Annotated in this window: 11 protein-coding genes; 7 read left to right on the forward strand and 4 right to left on the reverse strand. The window is 51.5% G+C overall.

Annotation, left to right across the window (positions count from 1 at the left end):
• Positions 1-449 precede the first annotated feature (449 nt).
• The 3 genes from VF639_RS02495 to VF639_RS02505 all read left to right on the forward strand — a co-directional run bounded on the left by VF639_RS02495 (position 450) and on the right by VF639_RS02505 (position 3,130).
• Positions 450-1,127 carry a YiaD family glycine zipper/OmpA-like lipoprotein gene (locus VF639_RS02495; protein ID WP_473964819.1) on the forward strand — a complete coding sequence of 226 codons (678 nt, stop codon included), beginning with the start codon at positions 450-452 and terminating at the stop codon, positions 1,125-1,127.
• 140 nt (positions 1,128-1,267) lie between these two features.
• Complete coding sequence (locus tag VF639_RS02500) at positions 1,268-2,026, forward strand: endonuclease III domain-containing protein (RefSeq protein WP_331144302.1); 759 nt, start codon at positions 1,268-1,270, stop codon at positions 2,024-2,026.
• Positions 2,027-2,146: 120 nt separating this feature from the next.
• Positions 2,147-3,130, forward strand: coding sequence for a radical SAM protein (locus VF639_RS02505; protein WP_331144303.1), 984 nt, complete (start codon positions 2,147-2,149; stop codon positions 3,128-3,130).
• 158 nt (positions 3,131-3,288) lie between these two features.
• Here VF639_RS02505 and VF639_RS02510 read toward each other — a convergent pair whose 3' ends face one another.
• On the reverse strand, positions 3,289-3,648 hold the full coding sequence (locus tag VF639_RS02510; RefSeq protein ID WP_331144304.1) for a DUF4870 domain-containing protein: 360 nt from the start codon (positions 3,646-3,648) through the stop codon (positions 3,289-3,291).
• A gap of 203 nt (positions 3,649-3,851) precedes the next feature.
• Between VF639_RS02510 and VF639_RS02515 the strand changes: the two genes are divergently transcribed.
• Complete coding sequence (locus VF639_RS02515) at positions 3,852-4,370, forward strand: gamma carbonic anhydrase family protein (RefSeq protein WP_331144305.1); 519 nt, start codon at positions 3,852-3,854, stop codon at positions 4,368-4,370.
• 614 nt (positions 4,371-4,984) lie between these two features.
• Here the strand turns inward: VF639_RS02515 and VF639_RS02520 are convergent.
• The gene (locus VF639_RS02520; protein ID WP_331144306.1) at positions 4,985-6,319 is read right to left on the reverse strand and encodes a hemolysin family protein; all 1,335 of its coding nucleotides are present in this window, start codon (positions 6,317-6,319) and stop codon (positions 4,985-4,987) included.
• A 210-nt stretch (positions 6,320-6,529) separates the two neighbouring features.
• On the opposite strand from VF639_RS02520, the gene VF639_RS02525 reads away from it, so the two are divergent.
• The 3 genes from VF639_RS02525 to VF639_RS02535 all read left to right on the forward strand — a co-directional run bounded on the left by VF639_RS02525 (position 6,530) and on the right by VF639_RS02535 (position 11,038).
• On the forward strand, positions 6,530-8,743 hold the full coding sequence (locus tag VF639_RS02525) for a protein-disulfide reductase DsbD family protein (RefSeq protein ID WP_331144307.1): 2,214 nt from the start codon (positions 6,530-6,532) through the stop codon (positions 8,741-8,743).
• A 655-nt stretch (positions 8,744-9,398) separates the two neighbouring features.
• Complete coding sequence (locus VF639_RS02530) at positions 9,399-9,869, forward strand: Lrp/AsnC ligand binding domain-containing protein (RefSeq protein WP_331144308.1); 471 nt, start codon at positions 9,399-9,401, stop codon at positions 9,867-9,869.
• 203 nt (positions 9,870-10,072) lie between these two features.
• Complete coding sequence (locus tag VF639_RS02535; protein ID WP_331144309.1) at positions 10,073-11,038, forward strand: TonB family protein; 966 nt, start codon at positions 10,073-10,075, stop codon at positions 11,036-11,038.
• Between the two features lie 187 nt (positions 11,039-11,225).
• Here the strand turns inward: VF639_RS02535 and trxA are convergent, their stop codons facing one another.
• Positions 11,226-11,555 carry a thioredoxin gene (gene trxA / locus VF639_RS02540; RefSeq protein WP_331144310.1) on the reverse strand — a complete coding sequence of 110 codons (330 nt, stop codon included), beginning with the start codon at positions 11,553-11,555 and terminating at the stop codon, positions 11,226-11,228.
• Positions 11,556-11,748: 193 nt separating this feature from the next.
• A complete protein-coding gene (locus VF639_RS02545; RefSeq protein WP_331144311.1) occupies positions 11,749-12,132 on the reverse strand; it encodes a hypothetical protein in 384 nt (127 codons plus the stop codon).
• Positions 12,133-12,196 lie beyond the last annotated feature (64 nt).

Here is a 12,196-nt window from a genome sequence, read left to right on the forward strand (position 1 = left end):
AGCCTGGTTTGTGCATCAAGTAATTAGAGGCGCCGCTATATTTAATTGAGAATCCAATAGAAATATTTCAATTGTCTTTGCTCCAAGATTTAAATAGCACTATGTCGGAAAAATTTAATACTCATCCATTTTTAGTTTATTACACTGAATTTTTTGGGAAAGAAATTCAACTAGCAAAACAACTAACAAGACGTTTTTCATGAGTGATTTCAAGTTTGGAAAACAAGGATTTACGTGCTTTTTAAGGGGTTTTAATGCTTTTTGTCACTTATCTAAATTTTTGGCAAGGTGGTTGCAAAGCTATTTCCATCGCCCAGTTGATTCATTTTACGTTATTATCTTCGGGCCGATTTAACTCTCTTCATTTTTGTCCCATTTCCTAAATCCAAAACTCCTTAACTTTTTTCATCATGAAAAACTTTCGTTCCTTTTTCCTTTTGTTGCTCGCTATGCTGCTGGTAGGTACCAGCACGCTGCAAGCACAAACCACCACCGAAACCACTACCACCAAGAAGCCTTGGAGCAAAACTGCTAAGGGTGGTATCATTGGTGGTTTGGGCGGCGCTGCTGCCGGTGGTGTACTAGGCCGCGTAATTGGCGGCAAAAACAGTACGGCGAAAGGCGCTATCATTGGCGCCGCTGTAGGTGGTGCCGGTGGTGCCCTGATTGGCCGTCGGATGGACAAGCAGGCTGCTGAGCTGAAAAAAGAGATGGCTGGCGCTAAAGTGGAGCGTGTAGGCGAAGGCATCAAAATCACCTTCGACTCGGGCTTGCTGTTCGCTAAGAACTCGGCTGCTCTAACCTCGGCTGCTCAGGAAAACATCAAGGAACTGGCCCAGACTCTTATTAAGTACGGCGACACCAACGTTATCGTGGAAGGCCACACCGACAACACCGGCACCGATGCCATCAACGACCCGCTCTCGCAGCGTCGGGCACAGGCTGTAGCTAATTACACGCAGCAGCAAGGTGTTGATGCTTCGCGCTTCACGGTAACGGGCTACGGCTCGAAGCAGCCTATTGCCGACAACACTACGGAAGCTGGCCGCGTTGCCAACCGTCGTGTAGAAGTTGCCATCTTCGCTAACGACAAGCTGAAGAAGGCTGCCGAAAAAGGCACCATTTAATTAGTTGACAATTAACGGTTATCATGTAACAGTTAATCGTCAGCTACTCTAAACACTGCGGCCCCGCTACCTACTTGGTGGCGGGGCCGTACTGTTAAGTAGCACTTGCAGATTGTTGACTGTTAAATGATAACCGTTAAATGAATTACGCTTCGCCACCCGCCGAAAAGACCTGGGAAAATCATCTGATCCTGAACACCTTCTTCGACCCATTGACGCTGGACCAGCCGCGCCGCACGCCCATGCGCGAACTGATTTCCACTATTCTTTCGCACCGCACCACCCACGCCGACGAGGAACTGGCTTATGACCGAATGCTCGAAGCTTTCGGCGACTGGGCCGGGGTGCTGGCAGCACCTACCGCCGACCTGGCCCATGCCATCCGGACCACCCGTTGGCCCGACACCCAAGCTCCCCGCATCCAGGAAGTGCTGCGCCGCATTCAAGCGCAGACAGGAGGGGAGTTTCACCTCGACTTTCTGACCGAGTGGCCGGTAGAGCAAGGCATGCAGTGGCTAACCGACATGCCCGGTATCGGCTTGAAAACTGCCTCTTTGGTATTGCTCTTCAACTTTCACAAGCCCGTGCTGCCCGTTGATACGCACGTACACCGCATAGCGCAGCGCGTGGGCATGATCGGGCCGAAAGCATCGGCCGACAAAGCCCACCAAGTATTGCTGGAGCAACTGCCGAAGGATCCGCTGGTGCTACTGAACTTCCACAAGCATAATTACTGGCACGGACAGCGCATCTGCCTTTTCGCCAAGCCCGATTGCGCGAAGTGCCCACTAAAGCACTTCTGCAATTATTACCTGGAGCACTACGGCCCGGCTACCCCCGAAGCCCTGGCTGCCACGCCCAAAAAGTGGGACAAGGCTTGGGGAACATTACCGCATTAAGAGTTGCAGGCAGTAAGCTACAAGCTTATAGTTTGCCATTTGGTGCGTTGGCTGAGAGCTAAACCCGGAATAGACTTATCAAAAGCTTGTAGCTTGCAGCTTAAAGCCAACAGCTTAAAAATGCGCCTCGTTCGTCATCCGGTTCTGTGCAACTACTACGTCACATATCGATGCAATGCGCGGTGCTCGTTTTGCGACATCTGGGAGAAGCCTTCGCCTTACATCCAACTTGCCGATGTGGAGCGCAACCTGCAAGACCTGAAGCGGCTAGGCGTGTCGGTGGTGGATTTCACGGGAGGTGAGCCGCTGTTGCACCGCCAGATTCACGAGTTTGTGGGATTAGCTCACGATATGGGTTTCATCACCACGCTTACCACGAATTGCCTGCTGTATCCCAAGTACGCAGAGAAGCTGCGCGGTAAGGTGGACATGCTGCATTTCTCGCTCGATGCTTCCGAGAAAGAAGTGCATGACCGGGGGCGCGGGGTGGCCTGCTACGATTTCGTGCTGGAAAGCATCCGGGTAGCGCGGGAGCTAGGCGAGCGGCCCGACATTCTGTTCACGGTTTTTCGCGAAAACCTAGCCGATCTGGAGGCCGTGTACCGCGACATCGCGCAGCCCAACCAGTTGGTATTGATTTTAAATCCAGCCTTTGAATACAACAGCGTTGCTACCGGCGAGCAGCTCAGCAGCGAAGAGTTGAATTATCTATCAGCTTTTGGGCGCCGCAAGGGCGTGTATCTCAACGAAGCGTTTATACAATTGCGCCGCGACGGGGGCAATCACATAAACGCCCCTGTGTGCCGCGCTGCCAGCACCACGCTGGTAATTTCGCCTTCCAATGAGCTGGTATTGCCCTGTTACCACCTAGGCGAACAGAAATTCCCGATTGAAGGCAACTTACTGAACCTTTACCATTCGCCCGCCGTGCAAAGCTTAGCGGCATTAGAAGGCCGCTTGCCGCAATGCGAAGGCTGCACTATTAATTGCTACATGCAGCCCAGCTTCGCCGTCGAGACCAGCAAGTACTTCTGGCAGGCATTGCCTAGTACGCTCAAATACAACATCAACAAAGGCACTTGGAAGCGCATGCTAACGCGGTGAAAGTGTTTTAAAGAAGCAGTTTGGGAATACATAAGAAGCCGGATCAACAGTAACCTTCCGCTCATTGTTGCCACTGCGTACGGGCTACCGGGGGTATATGACGAATGTCTGAGTTGATTGGAAGCACTTGTAAAGCAGACGACAGAAACTCAGCGCTTCTACGGAAAGACGCGAATGGAAAGCGGATAGACCCACAGTTCGCCTTCGTTGGCTTTGATAGCTCCGATTATTGGGAAAATCAGGGTTAGCAGCCCCAAAACGCCGAGTAGCGGCAGGCCCACCAACACAAACACGAGCATACCGGAGATTACGCCGTAAATCAGGGCGCTGACTATCCAGTTGGCCACCACTTTGCCGTGGGCATCGATGCCGGGTAGCTCATTCTTTTTAAGTTGCCACAGTACAATGGGCAGAACAAAGCCCGCGCCTGGCACCAGCAACCCTGCCAGTAGCGATAGGTGCAGGAACATGGCCCATTGGCGGGTTTCTTGATCGGCGGGGAATAGCGGCTGTGCCATGAAATGGAGCGAAGCTTTATTGATGTTAGCAGGTAGTCAGCACGTAATATATAAAATAGCAGATTCATACGAAACGTATAACTATCAGCTAGCGCTAATCGATAACCACAAGTTGGGTGACGCCAATTTTGCGTTTACTGTTTTGCTTGCATCAATTGCCCGGTCAGCACGCCCAGTCCACTAATTCACAACCTTACTGCCTTATGCCCGCTCTCATTCTTCCCGTTCATGGTATTTCTCCCCTGCTCGGCCCTAACTGTTATGTAGCCGACAATGCTACCATCATTGGTGATGTTGTGTTAGGCCAAGACTGCACGGTATGGTTTACTGCTGTTATTCGTGGCGACGTGCACCGCATCCGCATCGGCGACCAAACCAATATCCAGGACGGTGCCGTGTTGCATTGCACCTACCAGAAAGCGCCTCTCACGATTGGTTCACGGGTTAGTATCGGCCACAGGGCTATCGTCCACGGTTGCACCATCGAAGACGAGGTGCTGATTGGCATGGGCGCTATTGTCATGGACCACGCTGTGGTAGGTACGGGCTGCATCATTGCAGCCGGGGCTGTGGTCCTGGAAAATACGCAGTGTGAAGCTGGTTACCTCTACGCCGGCATTCCGGCCCGCCGCATCAAGCCCGTTACCGAGGAGCAGCACGCCAACCTGAAGCGTACGGCGAACAACTATGTATTGTATGCCAGCTGGCTACAATCCAAATAAAAATAGCTTTAGGTTCTTTATTAGGCGGAATTGCCTTCGTAATATTGTATACTGACCGTACGAGTTATTAACGGTATTCTCTCATTTTAACCTATTATTCTCTGTGAAAAAACAGTACTCATTCTTAGCAAAAGGCTTGCTGGTTGCCGCAACTTTAGGTTCTTGCCAACGCGGCGTTTATACTCCAATAAGTAGCACCACTAGCTACCATTCCCAACCGGTACCGACTGTAGCCGAGCCCCTAGTATTAGAAGCCTCAGCCGCTCCAGCGGTAGCCGTTCCGATGATCGCACCAGCTAGGACTGCCACTATTTTGGCGCTACCAGCTGCCCCTATTCATTCGGCCAGTGCAAATTCAGTTGAGTTAGTACAGAGTACTAGCCTGCGACTTGAAACGCACGCGCAGCGTGTTAGCAGCGAGCCGTCTACCCGTCGGCCAACTGTAAAGCGTAAATCAAATGGTAAAACGGTGTGGATTATTGTAGGCGTGGCAGTACTAGCAGCGCTAGTTCGCATTCTAGCTGCATCAATAAGACAGGCCGTAATAGCCCAACAACAAAAAAGCCGTCGATACCGACGGCTTTTTTGTTGTTGGGCTATTCTAGAAAAGACCTTTACAAATCTAAGGTTTCGCTGCTTTCCACCTCCCGGCGCTCAGCGGAAGTCGTTACCCGGAGTTGCACAAGTTCGACGGAGCGGCCGGAGCGTTTCAACACTCGAAACTCGTAGTTGTCAAGCACGGCTACATCGCCTACTTCAGGAATGTTACCGTAGATGACGTTGAGTAAGCCACCGACAGTTTCATAGTCGTCGCCTTCGGGTAGAGGATGGGGCAGGTATTCGTTGGCATCGGAAATGGCGGTGGAGGTATTGACACGGTATTCGGTTTCCGAAACCTTCTCCACCACCGGCACCTCGTTGTCGTACTCGTCCTGAATTTCGCCCACCAGTTCCTCCATGATGTCTTCGATGGTGACAATGCCCGAGACGCCGCCAAACTCATCGCTCACAATGGCCATGTGGGTATGCTTGCGCTGAAACTGGCGCAGCAGCCGGTTGATTTTCTTGGTTTCGGGGACGAAATAGGCCGGCCGCATAATCTTAGCCAACACTATGGGCTCACTACGCCGAATAATTTGCAGCAGATCCTTCACGTAGAGCACCCCCACAATGTTGTCGATGTTACCCTCGTAAACCGGAATCCGCGAAAAACCTTCGTTGTATACCGTTTCCAGGATGCCGTCTTGCGGCGTGTTCACGTCGATGGCCGAGAGCTTGGTGCGGGGCACCATGATCTGCTTTACCATCCGGTCGTTGAACTCGAACACGTTTTCCAGTAGCTCGTGCTCCGACTCCTGAATTTCGCCGCTTTGCTTGCTCTGATCGAGCAACAAACGAAGTTCTTCGGACGTGTGCACTTCGGCTTCATGTGCCGAGCCTACCCCAAACATGCGCAGCACCAAGTTGGAAAGCCGATCGAGCATCCAAATGAAGGGGAACGTAATGAAGGCAAAGCCTCGCAGTGGTATAGCTATGGCCATAGCAGTGCTTTCGGGCTTTTGAATAGCCAGAACCTTCGGGGCCTGTTCACCCAGCACGATGTGCATGGTGGTGATGAGCGTGAAGGACGTGAAAACGGCAATGCCGTGTGCTCCGGATTGGGCCATATCATAGCCCAAACCATGCACAATGGCCAACACAAGCTCAACTACTACCTTCTCTCCAACCCAACCAAGTAGCAGCGATGCTACCGTGATACCTAGCTGCGTAGCCGACAAATAATAGTTCAGGTCATGCAACATGCTCTGCACGAGCCGCGCTATGCGGTTGCCACCCTGCGCCTTTATTTCTATTTGCGAGAGGCGAACCTTTACAAAGGCAAACTCCGCTGCCACAAAAAACCCATTCAGCAACACCAGCAGAATGGTGAAAAATATATTTAAAGCCATAGATGCGGAAGCATGACTCAACCGGCCTGGCTTCCTATGTAATTACAAAAGTACGGGATTCGCGCCAAGCAGTTCGGCATAGTTCGATCGAGAACTAAGTCACGGGGTCTATCTTGGCTCGGAAATCAAAGGAAACCGCTTAAGCAGTACAAGTGTTCCTTTTGTACCGACCTTTGTAGTAGAATCTTTTTTGTTGCTTTCCCCTACCTGATGCTTCGCACTAAAACTGTATTTGTCTCTTTGCTTCTGGTGCTACTCACAGCCCTGGGAGCTGCCGCGCAGGTGCTAACGCCTACCAAGCTTTCCACCGCGCTCAGCCAGCCTACAGCCAAGGTGGGTGAGGAAGTGGACCTTATTGTCAATGCCAGCATCGACGACAAATGGCACCTCTACGCCACTGACTTTGACCCCGACCTGGGGCCGACCACCTTCACGTTTAGCTTCACCAAAAGCCCCGCCTACGAGTTAGTGGGCAAGCCAAAATCCATCAATTCGAAAAAAAAGTTTGATGATGTTTTTAAAGGTGACATCACGTACTTCGAAAAGACCGGCCAAATAAAGCAGCGCATCCGGGTGTTGCAGCCCGGTCCGCTCACGGTGCAGGCTGCCGTGGAGTATCAAACCTGCACTGATATTGATGGGCGCTGCATTCCCGGCGACGAAACGCTGAAGTTTGGTCCTTTAACCGTGACGGGTACCGCAATTCCGGCCGCAACCCCCGGCAAAACGCCTAAAGCCAGTTCGCCCACCGGGGCAGTTGCAGCGCCCGGCGCACCTGCTACCGCCGTAGTTTCTCCCGCCGGCGATAGTGCTACCACAGCTTCTGCAACTGCCAGTACGCCTGCGCCTACTGCTGCTGCGTCAGGTTCTGCCACAACGCCAGAACAAGCCACTATGGCACCCGCAGCGGCCTTAGCTGGATCAGATGAAGCTGGGTCAGGTAAGGAAAGCTTGTTAGCCTTCGCTTTCGGGGCATTTCTTTTTGGTCTGGGGGCTCTTATTACGCCGTGCGTGTTCCCCCTGATTCCCATGACCGTGTCGTTTTTCACGAGCGGTTCCGACAGTCGGTCGCGCGGGATTCTCAAAGCCACTGTGTACGGGCTATCCATCGTTTTTATTTATGTGGTGGTGGGGCTGTTGGTTACGGTGCTGCTGGGGGCCGATGGACTAAATTTGATTAGCACTCACTGGTTACCCAATCTGATTTTCTTCACCGTATTTGTTGCCTTTGGGTTGTCTTTTCTCGGTTTGTTTGAGATTACGCTGCCTCATGGCATGGTCAACAAAATTGATGCGCAGGCCGACAAAGGCGGCTGGGGAGGGGTGTTTTTTATGGCCCTCACATTGGTCGTGGTATCGTTTTCGTGCACTGGTCCCATTGTGGCTACTATCCTGACCATGGCGGCTCAGGGGCAACGTCTTACGCCTATCATCGGGATGCTGGGCTTCTCTCTGGCCTTTGCTTTGCCATTCACGCTGTTTGCTATATTTCCGGCCTGGCTGAAAAGTTTGCCTCGTTCGGGTGGGTGGCTGAATACGGTGAAGGTGGTACTCGGCTTTGTAGAATTGATGCTGGCGCTCAAGTTTCTGAGCATGGCCGATCTGGCTTATCATTGGAACCTGCTCCCGCGCGACATTTACTTGGTGCTCTGGATTGCGCTTTCAGGGTTGTTAGGCTTCTACTTGCTAGGTCGCTTCAAACTCTCGCACGATTCAGATTTGCCGCATTTGAGCGTGGGCCGGCTATTGATGGCTGTGTTGGCCTTCAGCTTTATGACGTATCTGATACCTGGTCTGTTCGGGGCGCCCTTGCCCTTGCTGGCTGGCTATTTGCCCCCTCAAACCAGCCGCGACTTCACGCTGGCCGCTGCTAGCCTTCCTGCCAGCTCGACGGCATCAGTGCCCAATGCCTTGTGCGAAACACCGCGGTATGGCGAGTTTCTGGAGTTGCCCCACGGCTTGCCTGGCTATTTCGACTTAGAGCAAGCCAAACGTTGTGCCCGAGCTCAAAACAAGCCGATCTTCATTGATTTTACGGGCCACGCCTGCGTGAACTGTCGTAAAATGGAGGCTACGGTGTGGAGTAATCCGCAAGTACTGAAACGGTTGCGTGAAGATTATGTAGTTGTTGCACTCTACGTCGACGATAAGGCCGATCTGCCTACAGCCGAGCACTACACTTCCAAACACGACGGCAAAATTAAATCTACGCTCGGAAAGAAGAATGCCGACCTCCAATTGACGGGTTTCAATGTCAATGCCCAACCTTTCTATGTTCTGCTGGACCCTAATGCCCCCGCCGACCTGCAGCACACCCTGGCAACTCCCATAGCCTACGAACCAAACGCCGAGGCATTTCTGAAGTTTTTGGATGCTGGTCTGGCTACTTACCGGCAGCAGGGGCAACCTGTAGCAACTCGGTAGCAAATGGTCGGGCTCGTCTGTAAAATGGTGTTTTTCACCACTTGTTCTAATGACTTGCTTTCGTTTAATCTATAATTGCTGGCAGTAGAATAAAGGCTGCCAAAGTAAGCCGGTAAGCCTTGCCATGTGGACTTAACAAAGAAGGAGCAGCTTTGCGATTTTTATCACAAAGCTGCTCCTTCTTTGAAATTTAACGTAGTCTCTGCCGCAGGAATTCTGTTTCTTTGCAGCCAATTCAAAAGTGGGGCGTCTGTGAAGCAGGCAATTCTTTTCTCCACCATAAATGTATACAAACAAAAAGGCGGCACCCACCCAGATGCCGCCTCCCGAAAAAGGAACGCACCCACCCAGATACGCCCCGGTTTCCCTCATTGCTGTACTTCTTGTTGCTGTAGAAGAAGGATTCGAACCTCCACGGTGCAGTTAGCCGGCCGCCGGACCAGTTTTTCCCGAATCACCACCCCCGAGAGAGGAGGGTATGTCTGCCAGTTTCATCATTCTACAAAAAGAATCCTTTGCCGATTGCATCGGATTATGACAAATGTAGTAAGTTGATTTGAATTGTAAAAATTTAGCAGACATTTGCCTAAATATTTACAATTCTTTTTGATAACACTCGTTCTGATTTTAATATATATAATCAAGCTCCCTTAAGATGGCCAAGAATTACGAACTTGACGACACCGACCGCAAAATACTTGATCTGTTGATGCAGGACGCCAAGATGCCTTACACCGAAATTGCGCGCAAAGTGCACGTTTCAGGAGGTACAGTGCACGTGCGTATGGCGCGGCTAGAAGAGTTAGGCATCGTAAAAGGAGCAACCCTACAAATTGATTATCAAAAGCTAGGCTACGGAGTTAATGCTTTTCTAGGCATTTATCTCTTGAAAAGCTCGGTGTATAATAGCGTGGCCGAGCAATTGCGCGAGATTCCGGAAGTGGTTAGCATCCACTTCACTACTGGTGCCTACGGCATCTTCGCCCGCATCGTGTGCCGCGATACCCAACACCTCCGCGATGTGCTTCACGACCGGATGCAACTCATAGAAGGTATCGAGCGCACCGAGACACTTATTTCTCTGGAAGAGACTTTAAATCGTCCGATTCAGTTGCTGCCCTCCTAAAGCTGTCCTATTTAGAGAAAGTTAATTCCGTTTAATGGAATCGGCTTTTTCTTGATCGTTTGTGTGTAGAAACAGAAGCGGGAGAACTGAATTAGTAAAGGTATAGTACTATTATCCGAATTTTTCTGAACTATCGTGGAAGCGCTTGGGCAACTGCCGGCGGGGTGCTATATTTCCAGAACCCTCACGTAGCGTATCCATTTATGAAAGCCTATCTTATTGTGTTTTGTGGATTGCTACTGGCTTTGCCGGCTAGTTTATGGGCGCAAAGTATGCCCGCTATTTACTTAAACGAGCGAGATGAGGAGTCTGTGCCGGATAGTGCCACCCATTACCGATTGATCGATCAGAAGAACGAGTTGCTTGGGACCTACGCCATGCGCGAATACTCACTTACTGGGGCGCTACTACTACGTGGTACCCTATCTTCTATCGACCCACCCGTACGCGCTGGCATACTAACTTGGTATCATCCCAACGGCAGCAAAGCCGCCCAGGTACACTACCGGGCCGATGACGCCGATGGCATTTATGTGGCTTGGTACGAAGATGGCCGAGTAAGCCAACGCGGCGAATATGCGCAAGGCCAGCGTATAGGTTCCTGGATCAGTGTGCACCGCAACGGGCAGAAGCGCTCGAAAGGCACGTACACCAGCGGGCAACCCACGGGCGAATGGCGCTACTATTATGATACCGGGCAGCTCAGCGCCATCGAGCTGCTAAGCCGAGAGAAGGGGCCGGCGTTGGCGTTCTTCAATGAAGATGCTTCCCCTTACGTAGGCAAACTCCACAAGCGGCAATTACCGGAGTTTCCAGGTGGGGAGGAAGCTCTGCTAAATTTTGTGGCTCGCAATACCATCTATCCAAAAAACACACGGCGCAACGGCATTACAGGCACCGTGTACGTGCGTTATACGGTGGGTGAAGATGGCCGCGTGGGACAGGTAGAGGTAGTAAGAGGGCTGGCGCCTGAAGCCGACCAAGAGGCCCGGCGCGTAGTAGCCAGCTTGCCCGCTTTTCAGCCTGGCCGCGAGTACAACGTGCCTACGGCTATGACGTTTACTGTGCCCATTAACTTTGCGCCAGGCTTCTCTTTGCTAAGCGGAGTGCGCCCGCCGCAAATACCGCCCACGGAGGCTCGCGCTGCCAATCCCGATGAGCTATACTAGGTAATTCTGATGAGCGATTTCCAAGACTGCTACGCGCAAAGCACAATAAATTTCTGCTACGAAATAGCGTCTACTGCAATGGCAGAGAGGCCGTTGATTTATGAGCGACCCTAGCTCAGCTGCAAGCCAAAAAGCCCGTCCTTTTCGAAAAGGGCGGGCTTTATTATAAGCTCAACGGCTATTTAGCTTAGGCCGTTACCTGGGCGTCCAGCTTCTGAGCTAGCACGTGCTTTGGTACGGCACCTACCTGCTTGTCTACAATCTGGCCGTTTTTGAACACCAGCAGCGTCGGAATGCTGCGGATGCCGAATTTGGCGGAAGTTTGCGGGTTGGCATCCACGTCAACTTTGCCAATCACGACCTTGCCTTCATATTCGCCGGCTAGCTCTTCTACTACCGGACCTACCATGCGGCAAGGGCCGCACCATTCGGCCCAGAAGTCCACAAGCACGGGCTTATCGGAGTTGATGATTTCGTCGAAGTTAGCATCGGTAATTTCGATGGCTTTGTGTCCCATAACAGTAGGGGGTTGGTTGAAATGTGTACGCTTTTTACGGTCAAGCGGGCCGCAAGATAGCAGATTGGGTGTTCAACAAGACCCGGGCCGGAAAGTTCAGTTCGGACAGGTTGGCAGATTATTGATTCTGAATTCAACAAGGCCTTAAACAAAGGTGGCTGCGCTTAAACCACTTATCGAGGCCTATAAAAATTTACTGCTTGTTAACTACGAACTCCAAGTCCCGAGCTTCGTTTTTGGCCCGATTGCGGAGCTTATAGAACACGTAGAGGTTGAAGAAGTGCATCCCGCCTAAGATTAAGATGATGGTGCCAAGCTTGACACTCAAGGTTTCCACTGTCTGCTGGTAGTTTTCAACCGGAAGGTCGCTGCGAAGCATAAGGGTGGCGTAGCCGATGTTGATGAGGTAGAAGCCCGTCAGCAGAAGCTTGTTTACCGAGTCGGCCAGTGGCTCGTTGCCATGAAAAATGTCGACCAGGAAAGTCCGGCCGTTTGTGAATAACGTGCGCGCCACCCATACCGTGAGCAACACCGTGACGGGCAAATAAACTCCGTAAACCAGCAGAAGGTAGTTCATGATTTAAAGAAAGAAGAGGTGAGAAAAAGGAAAATAAGCGCGTTAAATCGAAGTAAGAAGAGTT

Source organism: Hymenobacter sp. (genome assembly GCF_036387835.1).
Lineage (GTDB): Bacteria > Bacteroidota > Bacteroidia > Cytophagales > Hymenobacteraceae > Hymenobacter.

Bases quoted from the DNA above. Each gene is read 5' to 3' on its own strand.
- VF639_RS02515 (WP_331144305.1), top strand. From the start codon at position 3,852: ATGCCCGCTCTCATTCTTCCCGTTCATGGTATTTCTCCCCTGCTCGGC.
- VF639_RS02510 (WP_331144304.1), bottom strand. From the start codon at position 3,648: ATGGCACAGCCGCTATTCCCCGCCGATCAAGAAACCCGCCAATGGGCC.
- trxA (WP_331144310.1), bottom strand. From the start codon at position 11,555: ATGGGACACAAAGCCATCGAAATTACCGATGCTAACTTCGACGAAATC.
- VF639_RS02525 (WP_331144307.1), top strand. From the start codon at position 6,530: ATGCTTCGCACTAAAACTGTATTTGTCTCTTTGCTTCTGGTGCTACTC.
- VF639_RS02545 (WP_331144311.1), bottom strand. From the start codon at position 12,132: ATGAACTACCTTCTGCTGGTTTACGGAGTTTATTTGCCCGTCACGGTG.
- VF639_RS02500 (WP_331144302.1), top strand. From the start codon at position 1,268: ATGAATTACGCTTCGCCACCCGCCGAAAAGACCTGGGAAAATCATCTG.
- VF639_RS02495 (WP_473964819.1), top strand. From the start codon at position 450: ATGCTGCTGGTAGGTACCAGCACGCTGCAAGCACAAACCACCACCGAA.
- VF639_RS02530 (WP_331144308.1), top strand. From the start codon at position 9,399: ATGGCCAAGAATTACGAACTTGACGACACCGACCGCAAAATACTTGAT.
- VF639_RS02535 (WP_331144309.1), top strand. From the start codon at position 10,073: ATGAAAGCCTATCTTATTGTGTTTTGTGGATTGCTACTGGCTTTGCCG.
- VF639_RS02520 (WP_331144306.1), bottom strand. From the start codon at position 6,319: ATGGCTTTAAATATATTTTTCACCATTCTGCTGGTGTTGCTGAATGGG.
- VF639_RS02505 (WP_331144303.1), top strand. From the start codon at position 2,147: ATGCGCCTCGTTCGTCATCCGGTTCTGTGCAACTACTACGTCACATAT.